General features: G+C 72.3%; 20 protein-coding genes, 1 tRNA gene and 1 riboswitch. Of the genes, 9 read left to right on the forward strand and 12 right to left on the reverse strand.

All coding sequences use genetic code 11. The features are described from left to right. Window positions 1-172 precede the first annotated feature (172 nt). Window positions 173-769, forward strand: coding sequence for a phosphoribosyltransferase (locus ACIQG9_RS12070; RefSeq protein WP_400400744.1), 597 nt, complete (start codon window positions 173-175; stop codon window positions 767-769). A gap of 96 nt (window positions 770-865) precedes the next feature. On the opposite strand, the gene ACIQG9_RS12075 is transcribed toward ACIQG9_RS12070, so the two are convergent. Next, window positions 866-1,411 (reverse strand): alpha/beta hydrolase, encoded by a 546-nt coding sequence (locus ACIQG9_RS12075; RefSeq protein WP_400400746.1) that lies wholly within the window; start codon window positions 1,409-1,411, stop codon window positions 866-868. 102 nt (window positions 1,412-1,513) lie between these two features. Between ACIQG9_RS12075 and ACIQG9_RS12080 the strand changes: the two genes are divergently transcribed. Next, on the forward strand, window positions 1,514-1,945 hold the full coding sequence (locus ACIQG9_RS12080) for an ASCH domain-containing protein (RefSeq protein WP_400400748.1): 432 nt from the start codon (window positions 1,514-1,516) through the stop codon (window positions 1,943-1,945). A gap of 10 nt (window positions 1,946-1,955) precedes the next feature. On the opposite strand, the gene ACIQG9_RS12085 is transcribed toward ACIQG9_RS12080, so the two are convergent. After that, window positions 1,956-2,837: an LLM class flavin-dependent oxidoreductase gene (locus ACIQG9_RS12085; RefSeq protein ID WP_400400750.1), complete on the reverse strand. Its 882-nt coding sequence runs from the start codon at window positions 2,835-2,837 to the stop codon at window positions 1,956-1,958. 375 nt (window positions 2,838-3,212) lie between these two features. Between ACIQG9_RS12085 and ACIQG9_RS12090 the strand changes: the two genes are divergently transcribed. After that, a complete protein-coding gene (locus ACIQG9_RS12090; RefSeq protein ID WP_400400752.1) occupies window positions 3,213-3,608 on the forward strand; it encodes a VOC family protein in 396 nt (131 codons plus the stop codon). Between the two features lie 259 nt (window positions 3,609-3,867). Here the strand turns inward: ACIQG9_RS12090 and ACIQG9_RS12095 are convergent. Then, window positions 3,868-3,941 (reverse strand) — tRNA-Gly (locus ACIQG9_RS12095). Window positions 3,942-4,176: 235 nt separating this feature from the next. On the opposite strand from ACIQG9_RS12095, the gene ACIQG9_RS12100 reads away from it, so the two are divergent. After that, window positions 4,177-5,196, forward strand: a complete 1,020-nt coding sequence (locus ACIQG9_RS12100; protein ID WP_400400753.1) for a zinc metalloprotease — start codon at window positions 4,177-4,179, stop codon at window positions 5,194-5,196. A gap of 63 nt (window positions 5,197-5,259) precedes the next feature. Here ACIQG9_RS12100 and ACIQG9_RS12105 read toward each other — a convergent pair whose 3' ends face one another. Further along, complete coding sequence (locus ACIQG9_RS12105; RefSeq protein WP_400400756.1) at window positions 5,260-5,817, reverse strand: pyridoxamine 5'-phosphate oxidase family protein; 558 nt, start codon at window positions 5,815-5,817, stop codon at window positions 5,260-5,262. A 78-nt stretch (window positions 5,818-5,895) separates the two neighbouring features. On the opposite strand from ACIQG9_RS12105, the gene dcd reads away from it, so the two are divergent. Beyond that, window positions 5,896-6,474 carry a dCTP deaminase gene (dcd, locus tag ACIQG9_RS12110; RefSeq protein ID WP_400400758.1) on the forward strand — a complete coding sequence of 193 codons (579 nt, stop codon included), beginning with the start codon at window positions 5,896-5,898 and terminating at the stop codon, window positions 6,472-6,474. 35 nt (window positions 6,475-6,509) lie between these two features. Here dcd and ACIQG9_RS12115 read toward each other — a convergent pair whose 3' ends face one another. The 6 genes from ACIQG9_RS12115 to ACIQG9_RS12140 form a co-directional block, all read right to left on the reverse strand. Next, on the reverse strand, window positions 6,510-7,550 hold the full coding sequence (locus ACIQG9_RS12115) for an NlpC/P60 family protein (RefSeq protein WP_400400760.1): 1,041 nt from the start codon (window positions 7,548-7,550) through the stop codon (window positions 6,510-6,512). A 12-nt stretch (window positions 7,551-7,562) separates the two neighbouring features. Continuing rightward, window positions 7,563-7,699: riboswitch (cyclic di-AMP (ydaO/yuaA leader) on the reverse strand. A gap of 154 nt (window positions 7,700-7,853) precedes the next feature. After that, a complete protein-coding gene (locus ACIQG9_RS12120) occupies window positions 7,854-8,870 on the reverse strand; it encodes a C40 family peptidase (RefSeq protein WP_400400762.1) in 1,017 nt (338 codons plus the stop codon). Window positions 8,871-9,031: 161 nt separating this feature from the next. Continuing rightward, a complete protein-coding gene (locus ACIQG9_RS12125) occupies window positions 9,032-10,036 on the reverse strand; it encodes a hemolysin family protein (protein ID WP_400400764.1) in 1,005 nt (334 codons plus the stop codon). Further along, complete coding sequence (locus ACIQG9_RS12130) at window positions 10,029-11,336, reverse strand: hemolysin family protein (RefSeq protein WP_400400970.1); 1,308 nt, start codon at window positions 11,334-11,336, stop codon at window positions 10,029-10,031. The genes ACIQG9_RS12125 and ACIQG9_RS12130 overlap by 8 nt, the downstream gene beginning before the upstream one ends. 159 nt (window positions 11,337-11,495) lie before the next feature. Next, window positions 11,496-13,694 (reverse strand): (Fe-S)-binding protein, encoded by a 2,199-nt coding sequence (locus ACIQG9_RS12135; protein ID WP_400400766.1) that lies wholly within the window; start codon window positions 13,692-13,694, stop codon window positions 11,496-11,498. 293 nt (window positions 13,695-13,987) lie between these two features. Next, window positions 13,988-14,251, reverse strand: coding sequence for a cell division protein CrgA (locus tag ACIQG9_RS12140; RefSeq protein ID WP_400400768.1), 264 nt, complete (start codon window positions 14,249-14,251; stop codon window positions 13,988-13,990). Between the two features lie 229 nt (window positions 14,252-14,480). On the opposite strand from ACIQG9_RS12140, the gene ACIQG9_RS12145 reads away from it, so the two are divergent. The 4 genes from ACIQG9_RS12145 to ACIQG9_RS12160 are packed head-to-tail and all read left to right on the forward strand — an operon-like array spanning window position 14,481 to window position 17,869. Then, entirely contained in the window at window positions 14,481-15,287 is an 807-nt protein-coding gene (locus tag ACIQG9_RS12145) for a DUF881 domain-containing protein (protein WP_400400770.1), read from the forward strand. Then, on the forward strand, window positions 15,284-16,933 hold the full coding sequence (locus ACIQG9_RS12150) for a class E sortase (RefSeq protein WP_400400772.1): 1,650 nt from the start codon (window positions 15,284-15,286) through the stop codon (window positions 16,931-16,933). The genes ACIQG9_RS12145 and ACIQG9_RS12150 overlap by 4 nt, the downstream gene beginning before the upstream one ends. Before the next feature lie 5 nt (window positions 16,934-16,938). After that, window positions 16,939-17,214, forward strand: a complete 276-nt coding sequence (locus ACIQG9_RS12155; protein WP_400400774.1) for a hypothetical protein — start codon at window positions 16,939-16,941, stop codon at window positions 17,212-17,214. A 4-nt stretch (window positions 17,215-17,218) separates the two neighbouring features. Further along, window positions 17,219-17,869 carry an aminodeoxychorismate/anthranilate synthase component II gene (locus ACIQG9_RS12160; RefSeq protein ID WP_400400776.1) on the forward strand — a complete coding sequence of 217 codons (651 nt, stop codon included), beginning with the start codon at window positions 17,219-17,221 and terminating at the stop codon, window positions 17,867-17,869. Window positions 17,870-17,935: 66 nt separating this feature from the next. Here the strand turns inward: ACIQG9_RS12160 and pknB are convergent, their stop codons facing one another. Continuing rightward, window positions 17,936-19,747, reverse strand: a complete 1,812-nt coding sequence (gene pknB, locus ACIQG9_RS12165; protein ID WP_400400778.1) for a Stk1 family PASTA domain-containing Ser/Thr kinase — start codon at window positions 19,745-19,747, stop codon at window positions 17,936-17,938. Next, on the reverse strand, window positions 19,744-21,153 hold the full coding sequence (locus ACIQG9_RS12170) for a protein kinase (RefSeq protein WP_400400779.1): 1,410 nt from the start codon (window positions 21,151-21,153) through the stop codon (window positions 19,744-19,746). Before ACIQG9_RS12170 ends, pknB begins: the two co-directional genes overlap by 4 nt. Window position 21,154: the final 1 nt, after the last annotated feature.

Genomic DNA, 21,154 nt, shown 5'->3' on the forward strand with positions numbered 1-21,154 from the left:
TTTCGTATACCTACGGAACGGTCGGACCGTAACGAGAGAAGTACTTCCGAAGTCAACGCGATCATGGTGCTATGGCATGAATTAGAGGTATACGTGTAGCCGATCATCCGAGCCCCGGTGGGCCGCACGGGCCAGAATGTCACCGGTGGTATTCACCGTCGAGGATGAGGGCATGAGCGCTGAGCTGTGCGGACGTCTGGTGGAGCTGTTCGGATGGATCGATCCGGGGCCGGGCAGCAGCCACCTGGTCAGCGACACCTCCGGCTGGTGGCGGGACCCACAGGTGCTCGCGGACCTCGGTCCGGCCCTGGTCGCGCCGTTCCGCTCCGCCCGTCCGACGGTCGTGGTCGCCCCGGCGGTGACCGGGCTGATCCTCGGTCCGCTCGCCGCCACCGCCCTCGGGGTGGGCTTCGTCCCGGCTCACAAACCTGGCGACGGGCGGCTTCCCGCCGGCCCGTTGAGCTGGGCACAGAGCCCGCCGGACTTCCGGGGCCGCCGGGTCGACCTGGCGGTGCGCGACGACCGGCTCGGGCCCGACGACCGGGTGCTGCTGGTGGACGACTGGGTCGCCACCGGCGCTCAGGTGCGCGCCGTGCGCGACCTCTGCGCCCACCGGGGTGCCACCTGGCTCGGCGCCACCGCCCTGGTGGTCGACCTGCCCGTCCCGATCGCCGACGAACTGGGCGTGCGTGGCCTGCTCACCGCGGACGAGTTGCCCGCCGGGAACGGGCCTCCCGCGACGCGACGACGGTGCCGTCCGGCCCCTTGATGTCGTCGGCCAAAGTCCGGGCGTGCACGCTGGTCTCGGCCTTGACCTCACACGCGCTCCAACTCCCAGGACCGGGACATGGACGACGCTCCGCGGCTACGCCGGCCAGTTGACCTGAACGAACTCCTCCACGGCCGCGCACACCAGGCCCAGCGCCTCGGCCGACCGGGCCAGCGGGCCGGGTACCAGCAGCCCGTGGTCGGCGTCCGGCACCTCCAGCACGTGCGGGGTGAGCCGACGCGCCACCGCACCGTCCCAGGACCGGTCGGCGGTGCCGCCGACCAGCAGGAACGGCGCGGATGACCGGCCCAGCGCCGCGACCACCTCCGGCCGGTGCAGCAGCGGGGTCAGCCAGACGGCCGCCAGCCCCCGCTCGGCGGCGAGCGGGGCGGCCAGCGTGCCGAGCGACTTGCCGACCAGCAGGTCCGTCGGCACCTCCAGGGTCGGGGCGACCTGCCCGCCGACCCAGTCGACCGCCACCTCGGGGGCGGCGCCGTCCGTCCCCAGCCCCGCCGGCGGCTGCCAGTCGATCTCGTGGACGTCGAAGCCCGCCCGGCGCAGACCCTCACCTGGGTAGGCGAACAGCGGATAGTGGGTGTCGTAACTCCGGCCGGGGACGAGTACCGCGCGTCGATCCGCCATGGTTCCCTCCTGTCGTCGGCCCCACCGTAACGGTGGCCCGGCCACCCGTGGGGGCACCGAAACCGGACGACGGATGATCATCGTGCGGGTAACCTCGGCGGCATGTGGCCTCGGCTCGGTGGACTCCGCACGCTCGCCCTCGGCACCCCCGGCGAGCTGCGCGCCAGACTCAACACGCTCGCCCTCGCCGGGGTGAAGACGGCGACCGCCGGGCTGCTCACCGAGTACGCCGAGGAGGCCGAGGAGTTGGAGCACGTCGGCGAACGGCTCGCCCTGGTGGACGACCACGACGCGCTCGTCGGGATCGTCGAGGTCACCGGGATCGAGGTGGTCCGCTTCGCCGACGTCGCCTGGGACTTCGCCCGCTCCGAAGGGGAAGGTGACCGCTCGATCGAGGAGTGGCGGGCGGGGCACGCGGCCCACTGGGCGCGGGCCGGCACCCCGGTCACCGACGACACCGGAATCGCCTGCATCCGGTTCCGGCTGATCTCCGCCGACGACGGTGGCGTCGGCGCCGGGGACCTCGGCACCTGAGCCACCCCGGTCAGGGCGTCCGCAGCTCCGGCAGCAGCCGGGTGGCGACGTCCACCAGCACCGCCTCGTCGCCGGCGTACCAGCTACTGGCTCGGGGCCAGTGGGTGATCACGTCGGTGAAGCCGAGCGCCGCCGCCCGGGCGACCTGCTCGGCGAAGAAGTCCGCGCTGCTCAGCGAGAAGACCGGCGCGGCGTCCAGCGAGAGGTAGCGGGGCAGGGTGGCCGGGTCACGGCCGGCCTCGTCGAGGGTCCGGTCCATCCGGGCGCAGAGCACCGCCACCCCGTCCCACCAGGCCGTCAGGTCCTCCTCGCCGGTGCCGGTGGTGACCCAGCCCTGACCGAACCGGGCGGCCAGCCGCATCGACCGGGGCCCGTTGGCGGCCACCACGAACGGCACCCGGGGCTGCTGCACACAGCCGGGGTTGTTGCGCGCGTCCACGGCGGTGAACCAGTCGCCACGCCAGGTGGTGCCGTCCTCGCGCAGGATCAGGTCGAGCAGCTCGGTGAACTCGCCGAACCGGTCGACCCGCTGCCGGGGCGGCAGGGTCTCCCCGCCCAACACGGCGGAGTCGAAGCCGATGCCGCCCGCGCCGAGCCCCAGCAGCAGCCGCCCGCCGGAGACGTCATCGAGGGCGGTGATCTGCCGGGCGAACGCCGCCGGGTGCCGGAAGTTCGGCGAGGCGACCAGGGTGCCGAGCCGGATCCGGGAGGTCACCGCCGCGGCGGCGGTCAGCGTGGTCATCGAGTCGAACCAGGGCCCGTCGATTAGGTCCCGCCAGCCCAGGTGGTCGTAGGTCCAGGCGTGGTCGAAGCCCCACTCGTCCACCTGGTGCCAGCGCCGCCGCGCCTCCGACCAGCGCTGGTCGGGAAGGATCACGATGCCAATCCGCATGATCGCCAGGGTACGACCTGTCGCCGCGGAGCGTCTGGCCGCGCCCGAGCCGGAAAAGACCGGGAACGGCCACCGACGCCGCTACCACCGGCTCACCATCGCCAGGCCCGCCGGGACACGCTGCGCGGTGCGGCCCCCGTACCGGCGGACCGCCCCGACCCACGGCCCCGGCCGGCTCGCCGCTTGGTTCCGGCCCGACACTCGGCCAGGCTGGAGGCTGGCCGGGAACTCCCCGGCAGCGAGGACCCGACGTACCGGCCGCCCGACCGACAGGAGTGCCATGACGACCACCCTCACCACCCACCCGGGCCGGCTCGACGAGCCGCTGCGGGAGATCACGGCGAAGCTGCCGACGTACGCGCGGGAGGTGGCGGCGTGAGCGCGGTACGGGTGACCGGCTTCGACCACCTGGTGCTCACCGTCACCGACGTCGAGCGCTCCCTGTCGTTCTACTGCGGCCAGCTCGGCCTGGCACCGGTGCGGGTCGACGAGTGGCGGGCCGGGCAGGTGCCCTTCCCCTCGGTACGGATCGACCCGGGCACCATCGTCGACCTGCTCCCCGGCCGACGGGGTGAGTCGAACGTGGACCACTTCTGCCTGGTCGTCGCCCCGCTGGACTGGGAGCCGGTGCTCGCCTCCGGCGCGTTCGACGTGGTGGAGGGGCCGGTCGGCCGGTTCGGGGCGCGCGGTTCGGCCACCTCCGTCTACGTCCGCGACCCGGACGGCAACGTGGTCGAGCTGCGCTGGTACCCCCAGGACGCGGGCTCGTAGCCGCGCTCTTGGTTCACCCACGGCCGCCGCGAGGCGTCGACGCAGGACGGCACATCGAGCGAGCAGCTCCAAGATGCGAACGCAGGCCGACAGGTCGGACGCCTGTCCCTCATGTTCGCTGCCCGCGCGACCGCGCCGGTGTTGGCTCCACCGCAGTGCGCGCGGCAACCCCGGTCCCTCGACAGCCGCACGGCAAGGGTCGGCAGGACATCGAAAGGCCCTGGCTCGGGACTCGCGTCCTGACCAGGGCCTTCGTGCGTGGAGCGGGTGACGGGAATCGAACCCGCACTGTCAGCTTGGGAAGCTGATGTTCTGCCATTGAACTACACCCGCAGGCGGGATCACTCTACCTGAGGTCACCAGCCCCGCGCACCCTGGTCCCCTCGCCGCGCCGATCATCACCCCTGAGAGATCGACCACTCACCCTGTGGAACGACGAGCGGTCAGATGTTTCACAGGAGCAACATAAGCCCGTTCTCAAATGTGTCGATCGGTTGTAACGTCACCCCCACGTTTTCGACCACGGTACGACATACCCCCTGTCGTACCGCGAGAAAGAGGTGGGCCCATGGGACTCCGTCCCAACCTGCTGACCCGGCGTGCCGCCGGTGTCGCGTCGACGACCCTCGCGCTGCTGCTGAGCACCGCCGCGGTGGGCGTCGTACCCGCTGCTTCCGCCTACTCCGCCGCTCCTGAGGGCGCCTCCTGCGCCGAGCCGACCGACGTCCACTCGGACGCCCGGGTCCGTGGCGGCAGCAAGGCCGCCCACAAGCGACACGACCCGAACGAGCTGACCGCCAAGCAGGTGCAGGAGCGGGAGGCGGACTTCGCCGCCGCGCTGCGCAACAGCACCCTGCGGTCGAAGTCCAGCCTCCGCGCCGGCGCGACCGAGGGCAAGACGGTCGCGCTGGCCGCGGTGACCGTCCCGGTCGTCGTGCACGTCATCCAGCGGGACAGCACCCGGGCCGGGGGCAACATCCCCGACTCGCTGATCAACTCGCAAATCACCGTGCTAAACCAGGCGTACAGCGGTGCCACCGGCGGCGCGGCCACCGGTTTCACCTTCCAGCTCCAGCAGATCAACCGGGTCACCAACGCGGCCTGGTACCCGATCGTGCAGGGCTCCTCGGCCGAGCGGCAGATGAAGACCTCGCTGCGCACCGGCGGCAAGAACACCCTCAACATGTACCTGGGTGAGCTGAGCGACGACCTGCTCGGCTGGGCGACCTTCCCGAAGCGCTCCCTGGACGTGATGGACGGCGTCGTCGTGCTCGGCGAGTCGCTGCCGGGCGGCACCGCCACCAACTACAACCAGGGCGACACCGGCACCCACGAGATCGGCCACTGGCTGAACCTCTACCACACCTTCCAGGGTGGCTGCTCCGGCTCGGGTGACAGCGTCTCCGACACCCCGGCCGAGGCGTCGCCGGCGTTCCAGTGCCCGACCGGTCGGGACACCTGCACCGCGACCGGCAAGGACCCGATCACCAACTTCATGGACTACACCTACGACTCGTGCATGTACCAGTTCACCGCTGGGCAGGCGAGCCGCATGGTGAACGCGTGGACCGCCTACCGCGCGGCCTGACGACATCGCAGACGCCGGTGCCGGCTCCGTCTCAGGACGGAGCCGGCACCGGCGTTTCCGGGGTCAGGCGGCCGTCCGGCGGGTGTCGAAGCCGTGCCGGCCGCGCCGGGTCGGGCGCTGCTCGGGCAACCCGGCGGCGCCGCCGGAGTGGGCCGCCACCGGATCCAGCCAGACCTGCACGGTGGACCGGCCGCCGTCGGGACTCATCGGGCCGCCGTGACCACGGCGGGTGAGCATGGCCACGTCGACGCCGAACTCGAAGAGCCGCCAGTCGACCTGCGGGGCCGCCCGGCCGACCTCGGCCACCAGGGCCACCCGGGCCGGGTCGGTCACCGGCTGGACGCGACCGGCGAGGTACGCCTCGTCGTCGCTCTCCTCCGGCGGGAACGAGTGGAGCGCGTACCGGCCGTCGCGTTCGAGGTCGCGGCGCTTGGGCGAGTCGACGACGAAGCAGAAGAGCCCGCCGTCGACGATCAGCGGGCAGACCGGGTGCACCCTGGGGCCGCCGTCGGCACGGACCGTCGCCAGGTAGCCGAAGCCTGACCCGTACTGCTGGAGGAGAAGGTGGATCCCGTCGGCGAGTCGGGGCTCGTCAGCGGCGAATTCGGACCAGGAAGCCATGCCGACATTCTATCGAACATGCGTTCGAAAAGCAGTCCGACACGCAGCTCATCCGGCTCGTTTCGATATGGTGTGCCGATGCTGCTCTCCGACCGGGACCTGGTCTCCGAGATCAAGGCAGGCGCGCTGGCGCTGGAGCCGTTCGAGCCCAGCCTCGTGCAACCGTCAAGCATCGACGTACGCCTCGACAAGCTGTTCCGGGTCTTCAACAACCATCTCTACACCCACATCGACCCGGCGGTGCAGCAGGACGACCTGACGTCGATGGTCGAGGTGCCGGAGGGTGAACCCTTCGTGCTGCACCCGGGCGAGTTCGTGCTCGCCTCCACCCTTGAGGTGATCTCGCTCGGCGACCAGCTCGCCGGCCGGCTGGAGGGCAAGTCGAGCCTCGGCCGGCTCGGCCTGCTCACCCACTCGACCGCCGGCTTCATCGACCCGGGCTTCTCCGGGCACGTCACGCTGGAGCTGTCCAACGTGGCGAACCTGCCGATCACCCTCTGGCCGGGGATGAAGATCGGCCAGCTCTGCATCTTCCGGCTGTCCTCGCCGGCCGAGCACCCGTACGGCTCGGAGGTCTACGGGTCGCGCTACCAGGGTCAGCGTGGGCCGACCCCGAGCCGCTCCTGGCGGAACTGGCGCACCTGGCCGACCCGCTGACCGTCCGGGCCCCGCCCGGGGCCCGGACGTCGGCGTCAGTCGGGCCGGCCGTAGCTGTTGACCGGCCCGTCGTCGACCCGCTTCATCTTGACCGGCTGGCCGGCCTGGGAGGCGTGCACCACCCAGCCGTCCCCCACGTACATCCCGACGTGGTGCAGGTCGGAGTAGTAGAAGACCAGGTCGCCGGGGCGCAGGTCGGCCCGGCTCACCCGGGCGGTCACCTGGCGCTGCTGCCGGGCGTTGTGCGGCAGCGACACCCCGGCCCGCGCCCAGGCGGCCAGCGTCAGGCCCGAACAGTCGTAGTTGTTGGGCCCGGCCGCGCCCCACACGTACAGCTTGCCGATCTGGGCGCAAGCGAACTTCACCGCCGTCCCGGCCGGGCCACCGGGGTAGCCGGCCGGGCACGGGGCCGGGCGCAGCGGCCCGCCACCGCCGTTGCCGTACACCTTGAGCCGCAGTTTCTGTAGCCGGTCGATCTCGGTGTTGATCTGGTTCTTCTTCGCCGCTAGCTGGGCCTCGGTGCGGGTGAGCTGGGCGACCATCTCGTCCAGCGGGGCCTTGGTCGCGGCGAGTTCGTCGCGCAGGTCGGCGACGGTCTGCACCTCGCGTTGCTGGCGGCTGGCGAACCGGTCCAGCAGCTCCAACTGCTCGACCACCTGGCCGGGCGTACGGCTGCCCAGCAGGGCGTTGACCGTGGAGACGTGCTGACCCTTGTACGCCTCGACGGCGAGGCCGCTGACCTGGTCCATGGCCTGGTCCACCCGGCGCTGCAACGGCGCGATCCGCCGGCCGAGCGTGTCGGCCTGCCGGCGCTTGGCGGCGAGGTCCTGCCGGGTGGCGTTGTGCTGCTCGATGATCGGTTCGAGCGTGTTCCAGTCCTGGTCGATCTGTCGTTCGATCTCGGCGACCGAGGGGTCGGCGTGGGCCGCCGTGCCGCCAGCGGTCAGCACGACCGCGGCTCCGGCCAGGGCGGCGAGGACGGCGGTGAAGCGGGACCAGCGTGGGCGCGGCGCAGCCGTCCGCCGGGCGACCTGGGTCGTCCGGCGCGACGGTGGCCGCGGGGCATGGTGTGCCACCGGGCTCCGGGCTCCTTCTTCCGTGACCGCCTACCGGGTTAGCTGACGGGTTCGGGCGGGAAGGGAGCGCCCTACCGCAGTGGTTGCGGATTCACCCCGGCGTACCTGGGTCCCCGGCTCGCCCGCAGGCGACTCGGCGGTGCCGGCCGTCGCCGCCCTGGTTGGGTGGACCTGTTGGCGGCCGACGATTGACCAGAGTAGAGATGGTCGTTATCGATCCGCAACCCGCCCGGCCGTGACACGTCGTTCCCGGATACACGGAACCCCCGGTCCACTGGACCGGGGGTTCCGCGCGTGTGGCGGTCAGCTCGGTCGGCGGAAGCCGGCCACCGGCATGTAGTTGATGCTGCTCACCTGCACCGGCTTACCGGTCCGGGGGGCGTGCACCATCATGTCGTTGCCCAGGTAGAGGCCCACATGGTGCAGGTCGCTGAAGAAGAAGACCAGGTCACCGGGGCGTGCCTCGGAGCGCGGGATGGGCCGGCCCTCGTTCCACTGGGCGCCGGTGAAGTGGGTCAGCGAGATCCCGGCCGCCTTGTAGGCGAACTGGGTCAGACCCGAGCAGTCGAACGAGCTCGGCCCGGTGGCGCCCCAGACGTACGGGTCGCCGACCTGCGCGCAGGCCACCCTGATCGCGGTACGGGCGGCGGCGGTCACCACGCCGTCGACGGTGGGGCAGCCCGCCACCTTCACGGTGGTCTTCGGCATTGATGCCTGGAGGCGCTTGATCTCGGCGTTGATCTTCGTCTTCTTCGCCGCGAGGTCCTTCTCCTGCTGCACCTCGGCGGCGATCAGCGCATCGAGCTTCTGCTTCTCGGCGTCGTACTTGCGACGCACGGCGAGCACGCTCTCGACCTCCTTGCGCTGCTCGGCGGCGAGCCGGTCCAGGATGGTCAACTGCTCGGCGAGGGTGCCCGGCTTGCTGGTGGTCAGCAGCGCGCTGAGCTCCTGCGACGGGCCTGTCTTGTAGTAGCGGGAGGCGAGGTCGCCGACCCGGCCGAGGGCCAACTCGCTCTGCAGGGCCAGCGGCTCGATCTTCTTCTGCAGGTCGGCGGCCTTCTTGCGGTTGACCTTCAACTGGGCGCGGACCTTGTTGTAGTCCTCGATGGTGGGTTCGAGCTGCTCCCACTGCTTGTCGATGGCCGCCTCGATCTCCTCGGGCGACGGCGCGGCGTAGGCCGGCACCGCGAGCATCCCGGCGCCGACGGCGACCGCCGCGACCAGGGTGAGCAGGCGGCGGGCGACCCGGCGCAGGGCCGCCGGACGAGCGGGCGGCTGGCCCTGGACGTGACGATGGAGGGGCATGGTTGCCACCGGCATCGACTCCTTTGCAACCGACCGCCGGGCGCCTCGCTAAGGGGAATACGGAGGCAGACGACCCACAGCGGCCGGTGCAACATTAGGGAAGGCGCGGGACGGAATCAAGGCGGGCCACCACCCCATCACTTCTGTGCAATCACTTGCACACAAAGGGTGTTCCTTCATTTGCCAACTATTGCGGTCAATACGTCGTCGAGCGTCACCACACCGAGCGGCCGGCGGCCGTCGCTCACCAGCACCATGTGCCGCCGTTCCCGCCGCATCGCCAGCAGCAGGTCGGCCAGCGTACGGTCCGGCGGCACCACCGCCAACGGCCGGTAGACCTCGGCCGGCACCGGGGCCCGACGGGACGCCCCGGCGTACCCGAGGACGTCCTTGACGTGCACGAAGCCCAGCACCCGGCGGGTGGTCCGCTGCACCACCGGGAACCGGGACCGGCCGGTGCTGGTCGCCAGCACCTCCAGCGAGGCCGGTGAGACGTCCTCGGCCACCGTGGTCACCGTGGACCAGGGTTGCAGCGCGTCCGCCGCCGTCCGGTCGTGCAGCGCCAGCGCGTTGGTGATCCGGGCGTGCTCCTCGGCGTCGAGCAGCCCCTCGGTACGCGCCTGCGCCACCAGCCCGGCCAACTCCTCGGCGGTGAAGACCGTCTTCACCGCGTCCGCCGCCTCCACCCGCCACAGCCACAGCACCTGCCGGGCCGCCCACTTCATCGCCAGCAGCAGTGGCTTGGTGGCCAGGCAGAAGGCCAGCATCGCCGGCCCCAGCCAGAGCGCCGACGGCTCCGGCCCGGCCAGCGTGATGTTCTTCGGCACCATCTCACCGACCACGGTGTGCAGGAAGACCACCACGCCGAGGGCGATCAGGAAGGAGATCGGGTGCACGGCCCGGTCCGGCAGCCGCGCCGCGTGGAACACCGGCTCCAGCAGGTGGGCCAGGGCCGGCTCGGCGATCGCGCCCAGCCCCAGCGAGCAGACGGTGATGCCGAGCTGCGCCCCGGCGATCATCAGCGGGATCTGGTTCATCGCCGACAGCGCCCAGCGGGCCCGCTTCGACGTCGCGGCGAGCGGTTCGACCACGGTACGTCGGGACGCGATCAACGCGAACTCGCTGCCCACGAAGAACGCGTTGCCGAGCAGCAGCACCACGGCGACCAGCAGTTCAGTCATCGACGTGCGGCTCCTCGGGGCGGACCACCCGGACCTGCTCGATCCGGTGCCGCTCCACCTCGACGGCGGTGAACTCGTAGCCGGCCTCGCCGACCGTCTCGCCGGGCACCGGGATGTGCCCCAGCCGGGCCATCAGGAACCCCGCCAGGGTCTCGTACGGCCCCTCGGGCAGCCGGAAGCCGGTCCGCTCGGCCAGCTCGTCCTCCCGCAGCACCCCGTCGACCAGGATGGTCCGCTCGCCGCCCGGCACGGTCAGCCCGGTGGCGTGGGCGTCGTCCACGGCGGCCGGGTCGAACTCGTCGGCGATCTCCCCGACCAGCTCCTCGACCAGGTCCTCCACGGTCACCACGCCGTCGGTGCCGCCGTACTCGTCGACCACGATGGCGAGGTCCGCGCCGGCGTCCTTCAGCGCGGCGAGCACGCCGTCGAGGTCCAGGCTCTCCGGGACGTACACCGGTTCCCGGGCGACCGACGCGACGGTGGTCGACGCCCGGCGGGCCAGCGGCACGCCGAGCGCGTCCGGCACCCCCGCGACGCCGGTGACCAGGTCGAGGGTCTCCTCGTAGACCGGGAACCGGGTACGCCCGGTCTGCCGGGACAGGTCCAGCAGCTCGGCGACGGTGGCGGTGGCCCGCAACGCGATCACGTCGACCCGTGGGGTCATCGCCTCGGCGGCCCGCTTGTCGCCGAACCGGATGGTCCGGCGCAGCAGCATGGCGGTGTCCGGCGGCAGCGCGCCGGCCCGGGCCGAGATGGCCGCCAGCAGGCCCAGTTCCTCGGGGGAGCGGGCGCTGGCCAACTCCTCCTGCGGTTCCACGCCGAGTTGGCGGACCAGCCGGTTCGCCGAGTTGTTCAGCCCGTCGATGAGCCAGCCGAAGGTCCGGGAGAAGGCGCGCATCGGTCCGGCGGTGGCGAGCGCGGCCGGCATCGGCCGGGCCAGCGCGAGGTTCTTCGGCACCAGCTCGCCGAAGAGCATCGAGATCAGGGTGGCCAGCGCCAGGGCGAGCAGCGGGCTGAACCGTTCGGCGCCGCCCAGCGGGGCCAGCAGCGGGGTGAAGAGCCGGGCCAGGGCCGGCTCGGCCAGGTAGCCGGTGAGCAGCGCGGTGAGGGTGATGCCGAGCTGCGCCCCGGAGAGCTGGAAGGAGAGTTCGCGCAGCGCCCGGCGTACCGTGGTGGCCGTGTGGTCACCGGCGCCGGCACGCCGGTCGATCTCCGCCCGGTCGACGGTGACCAGGGCGAACTCGGCCGCGACGAAGAACGCGTTGCCGGCGGTCAGCAGGACGAAGCCGACCAGGGGCAACAGCGTGCCGAGCAACAGGCCGTCGATGGGCGTGATTGTTCCACGGCCGCGCCCGGCGGTCACCGTCACGCGGCGGCCCGCCTCGCGTTTCCGGCGGACGGGCGGTGTTCGCGGGATGCCACCGCCCGTCGCAGGTCCGGGTTCTTCCCCGGTACGACCTCAGCCGGCGACCGGCGCGGTCTCCTTGTCGCCGGGCGCGACGTCCGGTTTGACCGAGCGGAGCAGCACGCTGGCCACGTCGACCACCTCGACCTGCTCGCCGGCGCCCTTGCCGTTGACCCCGTCGTTGAGCATGGTCGAGCAGAACGGGCAGCCGACGGCGACCGTCCTCGCCCCGGTGGCCATGGCCTCCTCGACCCGGTCCACGTTGATCCGCTTGCCGATCTTCTCCTCCATCCACATCCGGGCGCCGCCGGCACCGCAGCAGAAGGAGCGTTCGCTGTTGCGCGGCATCTCGGTGAGCTCGCCCTGGATGGCGTCGCCGAGCACCTCGCGGGGCGCGGCGAAGACCCGGTTGTGCCGCCCCAGGTAGCAGGGGTCGTGGTAGGTGACGCCGCCGTCGACCGGCTGGACCGGGGTGAGCTTGCCCGTGCCGACCAGGTGGGCCAGGAGTTGGGTGTGGTGCACCACCTCGAACTCGCCACCGAGCTGGCCGTACTCGTTGCCCAGGGTGTTGAAGCAGTGCGGGCAGGTGGCGACGATCTTGCGGTTGCGCTTCTCCCGGCCCTCGAACGCCTCGTTGAGGGTCTCGACGTTCTGCTGGGCGAGCATCTGGAAGACGAACTCGTTGCCGATCCGGCGGGCCGGGTCGCCGGAGCAGGTCTCGCCCTCGCCGAGGATGGCGAACTTCACGCCGGCCTCGTTGAGCAGCGTGGCGACCGCCCGGGTGGTCTTCTTGGCCCGGTCCTCGAACGCCCCGGCGCAGCCGACCCAGAACAGGTACTCGAAGTCGTCGACCTCGCCGACCCGGGGCACCTCGAAGTCCAGGCCCTTGGTCCAGTCCTCGCGGGTGTTCTGCGGGGCGCCCCACGGGTTGCCCTTGTTCTCCAGGTTGCGGAGCATGACGCCGGCCTCGGACGGGAAGCTCGACTCGATCAGCACCTGGTAGCGGCGCATGTCGACGATGTGGTCGACGTGCTCGATGTCGACCGGGCACTGCTCGACGCAGGCGCCGCAGGTGGTGCAGGACCACAGCACGTCCGGGTCGATGACGCCGCCTTCCTCGGCGGTGCCGATCAGCGGCTTGTCGGCCTCGGCGAGGGCCAGCACGTCCAGGTGGGCGAGTTGCGCCTGGGTGGCCTTCTCCTCGCCGGTGAGGTCCTTGCCGCCGCCGGCCAGCAGGTACGGCGCCTTGGCGTACGCGTGGTCGCGCAGGCTCAGGATCAGCAGCTTCGGCGACAGCGGCTTGCCGGTGTTCCAGGCCGGGCACTGCGACTGGCAGCGACCGCACTCGGTGCAGGTGCTGAAGTCGAGCAGCCCCTTCCAGGAGAACTGTTCGACCTGGGCGACGCCGAACTGGTCCTTCTCGGGGTCGGCCTCCTCGAAGTCCAGCGGCTTGCCGTCGCTCATCATCGGCCGCAGCGGGCCGAGGCCGGAGCCGGCGGGCCTGGCCGGCTCACGCTTGAAGAAGATGTTGAAGAACGCCAGGAAGCGGTGCCAGGCGACGCCCATCGTCACGTTCAGCGCGATGACGATCAGCCAGGTCATCGAGATGGCGATCTTGATGAAGGCGGCGATGCTGACGCCCGCGCTCCAGTCGGGCAGCAGCGCGCCGACGGCGTGGCTGACCGGGGTGGCCCAGACCGGGTACTCGAAGTGGTCGGTGGCGACCTTGAAGCCCCGGATCACGAAGCCCATGATCAGCACCGCGAGGACCACGGCCTCGACGAAGTAGCCCTGCCACATGGTGGAGCCGGTGAACCGGGACCGGCCACCGGGCCGGGTCGGCCGGTTGCGCAGCCGGATCGCGATCAGCACCAGGATGCCGACGGTGCCGAGCACCGCGATCAGCTCGGTCACCAGGCCGTAGACGGCCAGGCCGCCGATCAGCGGCAGGCCGCCGGTCGGCGAGACGACCTCGAAGTACGCCTCCAGCACCAGCAGCGACAGCACGATGAAGCCGACCATCACGAACCAGTGCGCGGCGCCCACCACGCCCCACCTGAGCATCCGGGTGTGGCCGGCCGTCTCCACCAGCATCGTCCTGGTGCGGGTGCCCTTGTCGGTGAACCGCTCCGGCGCGGGTTGCCCCAGCCGGATGACTGCCACCATCTTCATGACCGCGCGCACCGCAAGCCACACCGCCACGGCGGTGATGGCGGCCGCGAGGATCGTGGTGACGATCTGGACGCTGCCCATCGAGTTGGCCTCCCGGTCTGCTGCCTGTCGAGCGGCTCGGCGACCGGCCGCCGGATCAGGACGCGACCGGCGTGACGCCGCTGCCGCACCCCAGACCGGGCCGGGCGATGACCTCGCTCCGCTCGGTCATGCAGTGCAGCCTACGCGCAAGGGTTACCCAGCAGTAACGTGAGTCTTCTCGCACCAGGCCACGCCGCCCTGCGGACACCATAGGGTGCCCGGCGCCGAAGCGCCGGGCAGGGGCCGCGCGGGGTGACCTCGAACCCGTCTGGGCGGACGCCGGAGCGCCGCGCTCAGCGCCAGCGGGAGAGCAGGACCAGGGAGGCCACCATCGCGCCGAACCCGACCGCGAGGTTCCAGTAGCCCCACGAGGCGACCGGGTACTCCTGCTCGGAGAGGTAGTAGACCACCAACCAGCCGATGCCACCCACGATCAGCGCGACCGCGGTCGCCGGCAGCCACACCGGGCTAGGCTTGCGCGTCGCCGCCGCCGTGGTCGGACGGACGTCCGTCGGCGGGGTGTACACCTTCTTCTTGCGGACCTGAGACTTGGGCACGACGCTCTCCAGAGGGGTGACGACCTCGTCCGGCCTGACAACCGGGCGCGGGGGCGACGGTCCATGGCCAATAATGTTCGACAGCTAGCGTAGTCCCGACGGCCGCTCCAGGCCATGAATGGGGTCAGTCCGGTGCGCGGAGTGACCGGATTGGGCGGGCCGACGCGGCCCGGACGCACCGTCCCACGCCGTGGCGGCGCGAAACCAGACGACCGGAGAGGAACGCTCGGTGGAGTACACATCCGGCGCGGCGTCCTGGCAGAAGGCCATGCGCCGCGCGGTGGCGGCCTTCCTGCCCCCGCGCCCCCGGCAGCGCCGGCCGGGCTGGTCGATCGGCGTGCCGTTGATCGCCGCCGCGGCCGGGTTGCTCTTCACCACCACGGCGACCACGGCCGGGGGCACCGCCCTGCGGGAGGACCGCCGGCCCCAGCTCACCCAGCTCATCGAGGACCGCCGGGAGCAGGTGGCGGCGAGCGAGCTGCGCGCGGCGCGACTGCGGGCCGACGTGGAGGGCGAGACCGCCACCCTGGCCGACACCGACGCGCCGATCAAGGAGCAGCGGGACCGGGCCCGGAGCATCCAGCAGGCCGCCGGCTTCACCCCGCTCACCGGCACCGGCGTGACCGTCGAGCTGAACGACGCCCCACGGCGCGGCGACGGGACGCTGCCCAAGGGGGCCACCAACGACGACCTGGTGGTTCACCAGCAGGACGTCCAGGCGGTGGTGAACGCGCTCTGGGCCGGCGGTGCCGAGGCCATGTCCATCATGAACGTCCGCGTGCTGTCCACCAGCGCGGTACGCTGCGTCGGTAACACCCTGCTGCTGCACGGCCGGGTGTACTCGCCACCGTTCAAGATCGTAGCAATCGGCGATCCCGCTGCCCTCCAGCAGGCCCTCGCCGGCTCTCAGGGAGTCGGGTTGTTCAAGCAGGCGGTCGACCACTACCAGCTCGGATACTCCGAGACCGTCTCCACGGTCACCGTGCCGGCGTTCGAGGACTCGACCGCGCTGCGGTCGGCGACGGTGCCGCGATGACCGACGAGGGTGGGGACGCGCGTCACCGCGGCCCGGCCGACGAGCCCACCGCCTTCCTGCCGAAGGTCGACCGCTCCGCGCCACCGGCGTCCACCCGCCCCGGGCCGACCGGCCGCTGGCCCGACCCGGTGCTCCCGACCCACCGGTCGGCCGCCACCAGCGCTTCCGACGGCGGCTCCGCCCGCCGCCCGGCACCGCCGAACGCCGGCCCGACCCACCCCGCCGCGCCCCGGCCGAGCGCCGAGGGCGGGTACGGCCCACCCGACCGGTCCGCCCCGGCGGGGCGGCCCGCACCCCCCGCCTGGCCGGGCAGCCCCACCGGGCACCCCGACACCACAGCGACCAGCCCGGCCGGGCCGTGGACTCCCGCACCGACCAGCCCGGCCGGCCCGTGGGACGCCACACCGACCAGCCCGGCCGGACCCCGACCCGCCGGCCGACCGGTGGAGCCACAGCCCGCCGACGCGCAGACCGCCCTCCTCCCCACCATCACCGACCGGACCGCCCGGCGTTCCGGGCCGGCCCCAGAGGAGCGCCGCCCCGACCCCGCCGAGCCGGGTCGGCTCCGGGCCGCCACCCCTGACGGTGCGCCGCCGCCGGCCATCACCGGCGGCGAGCGGTACGCAACGGCGGCCCCGCGAGCCGACGCCCACCAGCGGGGCGTACCCGGGGACGGGCCGGCGGAGCACGGGCCGGCGGAGCACGGGCGGCCGGAGCCGGTACGGGCCGGCGGCCCGGACCCGGCGGCGACGGCGGTGTTCCCGGCGGTGCCCGCCCGGCCGGCCGGCCCCGGCCCGGCACTGGACTCCACCGCGCTGATGGGCGCGGTCCCGCCCGCCCCGGAGGGCACCGGCTCCGGCGGCCCCGTCGAGCCACCGCCGCAGCCCCGGCGGGGCGAGCGGGTGGTGCAGCTCCGCCCGGAGCAGACCGGCGAGGGTTACAAGAGCGTCTACTCGGAGCTGACCCGGCCGTCGTTCGGCTCCCGACTGCGCACCGGCGTACGGGTCAGCGGCGAGCTGCTGATCACGTTCGGCCTGGTGGTGCTCCTCTTCGCCGGGTACGAGATCTGGGGCAAGTCGGCGATCGTCGACGCCCATCAGACCGACCTGAACAAGCAACTGGCGCAGGAGTGGGCACCCACCGGGGACCCGACGGTCAGCCCGAGCGTGACGGCCAAGCCGGCGGCCCCGGTCGAGGGCAAGCCGATCGCCGGGCTCTACATCCCCAAGCTCGACAAGAACTGGGTCGTCGTCGAGGGCGTCACCCAGAAGGACATCCGGTACGCCCCCGGCCACTACCCGAAGAGCGCGCTCCCCGGCGAGGTGGGCAACTTCTCCGTCGCCGGGCACCGCAACCGGGCCACCTTCTGGCGGCTGGACGAGCTGAGGAGCGGCGACACCATCGTCCTGGAGGGCAAGGAGGACTGGTACGTCTACAAGGTCTACCAGTCCCGGATCGTCCGCCCCGACCAGGTCGAGGTGGTCGCGCCGGTGCCGGGCAAGCCGGGCACGAAGGCCACCCGCAAGCTGCTCACCCTGACCACCTGCAACCCGAAGTTCGACAACTACCAGCGTCTGATCGTCCACGCCGAGTTCGAACGCGCCCAGGCGAAGTCCGTGGGCCGGCCGGGCGAGTTGGAAGGCTGACGACGATGTACTCCTGGATCTGGCGCAAGCTGCCCCTCGGGTTGCCCGGCAAGCTGATCGGTTCGCTGCTGCTCACCACGGCCACGGTGGCGTTGCTCTGGTACGTGGTCTTCCCGTGGGCCGAACCGCTGCTGCCCTTCGACGACGTCCAGGTCACCCAGGACTCGGGTAACCCGGGCGGCGACTCCGGCGTCGACCAGAACGCGCCGACCGGCACCGACCACGAACTGCCGTACGACACCGACCAGAACAACACCCCACCCCCCTCCTCGGACCAGTGAGCCCATGCGCGTCCTCGTGATCGACAACTACGACTCCTTCGTCTTCAACCTCGTCCAGTACCTCGGTCAGCTCGGGGTGGAGTGCGAGGTGCGGCGCAACGACGAGATCGACGTCGCCGAGGTCGGTCGGTTCGGCGCGGCGGGCGTCCTGCTCTCGCCGGGTCCGGGCAGCCCGGACCGCGCCGGCATCTGCCTCGACGTGATCCGGCAGTACGCCGGCGAACTGCCGATCTTCGGCGTCTGCCTGGGTCACCAGGCCATCGGCGAGGCGTTCGGGGCGACCGTGACCCGGGCCCCCGAGCTGCTGCACGGCAAGACCTCCGACGTCCGGCACCACTCCGTCGGGGTGCTCGCCGGTCTGCCGGACCCGTTCACCGCGACCCGCTACCACTCGCTGGCCGTGCTCCCCGAGACCCTGCCGGACGAGCTGGAGGTCACCGGCTGGACGGATTCCGGCGTGGTGATGGCGATGCGGCACCGGACGCTGCCGATCGAGGGGGTGCAGTTCCACCCGGAGTCGGTGCTCACCGAGGGCGGCCACCTGATGCTGGCCAACTGGCTCGCCGCCTGCGGCCACCCGGAGGCGCTGGAGCGCGCACCGGAGCTGGCCGCCGAGGTGGACACCCGCCGCCGCGCCGCCTTCGCCACCACCTGACCGCGCATCGGAAACACCCAGGCCCGGTCCGCGCGGACCGGGCCTGGGTTCACCTCGGGGTACGGGTCACTCGTGGGCGAGCCGGCCCGGTGGGATGGGCAGCGGGAACCCGCCGCCCCCGCCGTCGCCGGGGGGCGTGGTGGTCGGCGTCGGGGTGGTCGGGGTGGGCGGCGTCGGCTCCTGGGTGGGCTCCGGGATGGAGACCTCGATGGTGACGGTCTTGCCCTCGGCCAGCGGCTTGCCCGGTTCCGGGTTCTGACCGGTCACCTTCCCGGCCTGGTCGGCCGGCACCTCGTCACCGTCGCGCACCTTGACGACGTAGCCGCGCTTCTCCAACTCCTTGCGGGCCTCGTCCACGGTGAGCCCGGTGACCCGGGGCACCTCACGGACGTTGCCCTTGGAGACCTCGACGGTCACCTTCGTGCCCTCGGCCACCTTCTCGCCGGAGGCCGGATTCACCTTGGTGACGGTGCCCTCCGGCTGCCCGCTGTCGACGTCCTTCCGGTCGACGACCAGCTTGAGCCGGTCCAACTGTTCCTTGACGTTGGTGTACTGGGAACCGACCAGGGCAGCCGGGATGGTCACCTCCTGCGGGCCGCCGCAGATGTTCACCGTCACCTGGCGGTTCTCCTCCAGCGAGGTGCCCGCCGACGGGTCCTGGGTGACGACGGTCCCCTTCTGGCAGGTGCTGTCGAAGACCGGGTCACCCACCGCCGGTACGAAACCGGCGTTCTGGATCTCGGCGAACGCGGCCTGCTGCGACTTGCCGGCCAGGTTCGGCACCGACGCCTTCTGCGCGCCGCCGGTGCCGTTCATCAGTAGCGCCGCGACCAGGGCGATCACCGCGAGCACGCCGACCGCCGCGAAGGCGGCGATCACCCAGGCGGAGCTCTTGCGCCGCTGCGGGTCGCCGACCCGGGCCGGCATCTGCCGGGTCGGCTGGCCCGCCACCTGGGTCGGGTACCCGGCCCCGCCGGCCGCCGGCATCGGGGCGGTCTCCTCCTGCGGCATGACCGGGGTGGCCATCACCGGCCGGCCGGCGGCGGCGCGGAGCAGGTCGGCCCGCATCTCGCCGGCGCTCTGGTAGCGGTTGAGCGGGTTCTTCGACAGCGCCTTGAGCACGATCGCGTCGACCGCCGGGTTGACGTCCGGGTTGATGTCGCTCGGCGTCGGCGGCGCCTCCCGGACGTGCTGGTACGCCACGCTGACCGGGCTGTCGCCGACGAACGGCGGATGGCCGCAGACCAGCTCGAACAGGACGCAGCCGGCGGCGTACACGTCGGAGCGGGCGTCGACGGCCTCACCGCGCGCCTGCTCCGGGGAGAGGTACTGGGCCGTGCCGATCACCGCGCTGGTCTGTGTCATCGTGGTGGCCCCGCTGGCCAGCGCCCGGGCGATGCCGAAGTCCATGACCTTGACCTGGCCGGTCTGGGTCAGCATCACGTTGCCGGGCTTGATGTCCCGGTGGATGATCCCGTGCCGGTGGCTGAACTCCAGCGCCGCGCACATGTCGGCGCAGATCTCCAGCGCCCGGCGCGGCTGGAGCCGGCCCTCGACGCCGAGGACCTCCTTGAGGGTCCGCCCGTTCACGAACTCCATCACGATGAACGGGAGTGTCTCGCCGGTCGGCGCGGTCTCCTCGCCGGTGTCGTAGACCGCGACGATCGCCGGATGGTTCAGCGAGGCCGCGTTCTGCGCCTCGCGGCGGAACCGCATCTGGAAGGTGGCGTCCCTGGCCAGGTCCGTCCGGAGCATCTTGATCGCGACGTCCCGACCGAGCCGGAGGTCGCGACCGCGGTGTACCTCGGCCATGCCGCCGTAACCGAGCAGCTCGCCGACCTGGTACCTGCCACCGAGCAGGCGGGCCTGCGCTGTCATCGCGTTCTTCGTCCTTCGCTCGTCGTCGTCTCGCCGCCACCCGGTCCGAGCCGTACCACCCGACGGTACGGTGTTCCGAGCGGATCGTCGCGTCCGTAGGCACTCAGCGCGCCGGACGTCGTGCGTGGCGCACCGGGATCACCGGCGCTCATGCCCTGCCGCGCCCTGTAGGAAATCACGCCGGAGCAGACCAGGACCAGCACGGCCAGCAGGATGACCAGGGTCACCATCCCGGACCTGGAACGACGTGGTGGAACAGGGGCCGGGAGCGGCTGCCGGGCGTACCCGACCGGGCGGTCGACCCGGGTCGGGGTCGGCGGGACGGACGCGGCACCCCGGGTCTGGGCGAACGGCACGGCCGGCGGCCGGGCCGGGGTGGGCGGGCGCTGGGCGGCCACGGGCGGCTGCGGGTGGCGGGCCGCGACCGGCGGGCGGGCCTGCCCGCTGGCCGGCGGCCGGTGCTGCTGGGCCAGCGCGGGCGGCTGCTGCCGGGGCGCGGTGGGGACCTGCGCGCGGGCCATCGGCGCGGCCGGGGAGGCCGGCGCACCGGAGACCGGGCCGGGGTGCCCGCCGGTGCGGGCCTGCTGGGAGAGGGCCAGTTTCGCCTGCCGGGCCACGGTGGCCAGGGCGGCGGCGCTCGGCCAACGGTGGCCGGGCTCCTTGGCCATGGCCCGCTCCACGATTGCCTTCACCTGCGGCGGGATGTCGCCGGGCAGCGCCCGGGGCGCGTCCCGGACGTGCTTCATGGCGATCTCAAGAGGATTGTCGCCCTCGAAGGGTCGCCGGCCGGCCAGACACTGGTACGCCACGACGCCGAGCGCGTACACGTCGGAGGCGGGGGTGGCGACCGCCCCGGTGGCCTGCTCGGGCGAGATGTACGAGGCGGTGCCGAGCACCGACCCGGCGGCGGTGAGCTGACCCACCAGCTCGGAGCGGGCGATGCCGAAGTCGGTCAGCACCAACGTCCCGTTCGGCCGGACGAGCAGGTTGCCCGGCTTCACGTCGCGGTGCACGATGCCCTTCTCGTGGGCGGCGTGCAGCGCGTCGGCGGCCTGGGCGAGCAGGGCCATCGTCCGGGCCGGGGTGAGCCGGCCGACCCGGCTCAGGGTGGACGAGAGGGCGTCGCCCTCGACGTACTCCATCACCAGGAAGGCGATCTGCTGGTCGCTGCCGAAGTCGTAGACGTCGACCACGCCGGGGTGGTTGATGGTGGCCATCGTCCGCGCCTCGCCACGGAACCGTTCGGCGAAGCCGGGCTCGTCGAGCAACGCCGGGAGCAGGCTCTTCACCGCCACCGTACGGCCCAGCACCTGGTCGGTGCCGCGCCACACGTCGCCCATGCCGCCGCTGGCGATCCGCTCGTCGAGGCGGTAGCGGTTGCCGAGCTGCACGCCGGGGCTGAGCATG

Source organism: Micromonospora sp. NPDC092111, assembly GCF_044755745.1.
Classification (GTDB): Bacteria; Actinomycetota; Actinomycetes; order Mycobacteriales; family Micromonosporaceae; genus Micromonospora.

What these genes read in the sequence shown, in the direction of transcription:
- ACIQG9_RS12170 (WP_400400779.1), bottom strand. Translation starts at nt 21,153, where the DNA reads ATGCTCAGCCCCGGCGTGCAGCTCGGCAACCGCTACCGCCTCGACGAG.
- dcd (WP_400400758.1), top strand. Translation starts at nt 5,896, where the DNA reads ATGCTGCTCTCCGACCGGGACCTGGTCTCCGAGATCAAGGCAGGCGCG.
- ACIQG9_RS12155 (WP_400400774.1), top strand. Translation starts at nt 16,939, where the DNA reads ATGTACTCCTGGATCTGGCGCAAGCTGCCCCTCGGGTTGCCCGGCAAG.
- ACIQG9_RS12080 (WP_400400748.1), top strand. Translation starts at nt 1,514, where the DNA reads ATGTGGCCTCGGCTCGGTGGACTCCGCACGCTCGCCCTCGGCACCCCC.
- ACIQG9_RS12135 (WP_400400766.1), bottom strand. Translation starts at nt 13,694, where the DNA reads ATGGGCAGCGTCCAGATCGTCACCACGATCCTCGCGGCCGCCATCACC.
- pknB (WP_400400778.1), bottom strand. Translation starts at nt 19,747, where the DNA reads ATGACAGCGCAGGCCCGCCTGCTCGGTGGCAGGTACCAGGTCGGCGAG.
- ACIQG9_RS12120 (WP_400400762.1), bottom strand. Translation starts at nt 8,870, where the DNA reads ATGCCGGTGGCAACCATGCCCCTCCATCGTCACGTCCAGGGCCAGCCG.
- ACIQG9_RS12160 (WP_400400776.1), top strand. Translation starts at nt 17,219, where the DNA reads ATGCGCGTCCTCGTGATCGACAACTACGACTCCTTCGTCTTCAACCTC.
- ACIQG9_RS12075 (WP_400400746.1), bottom strand. Translation starts at nt 1,411, where the DNA reads ATGGCGGATCGACGCGCGGTACTCGTCCCCGGCCGGAGTTACGACACC.
- ACIQG9_RS12150 (WP_400400772.1), top strand. Translation starts at nt 15,284, where the DNA reads ATGACCGACGAGGGTGGGGACGCGCGTCACCGCGGCCCGGCCGACGAG.
- ACIQG9_RS12085 (WP_400400750.1), bottom strand. Translation starts at nt 2,837, where the DNA reads ATGCGGATTGGCATCGTGATCCTTCCCGACCAGCGCTGGTCGGAGGCG.
- ACIQG9_RS12070 (WP_400400744.1), top strand. Translation starts at nt 173, where the DNA reads ATGAGCGCTGAGCTGTGCGGACGTCTGGTGGAGCTGTTCGGATGGATC.
- ACIQG9_RS12105 (WP_400400756.1), bottom strand. Translation starts at nt 5,817, where the DNA reads ATGGCTTCCTGGTCCGAATTCGCCGCTGACGAGCCCCGACTCGCCGAC.
- ACIQG9_RS12125 (WP_400400764.1), bottom strand. Translation starts at nt 10,036, where the DNA reads ATGACTGAACTGCTGGTCGCCGTGGTGCTGCTGCTCGGCAACGCGTTC.
- ACIQG9_RS12100 (WP_400400753.1), top strand. Translation starts at nt 4,177, where the DNA reads ATGGGACTCCGTCCCAACCTGCTGACCCGGCGTGCCGCCGGTGTCGCG.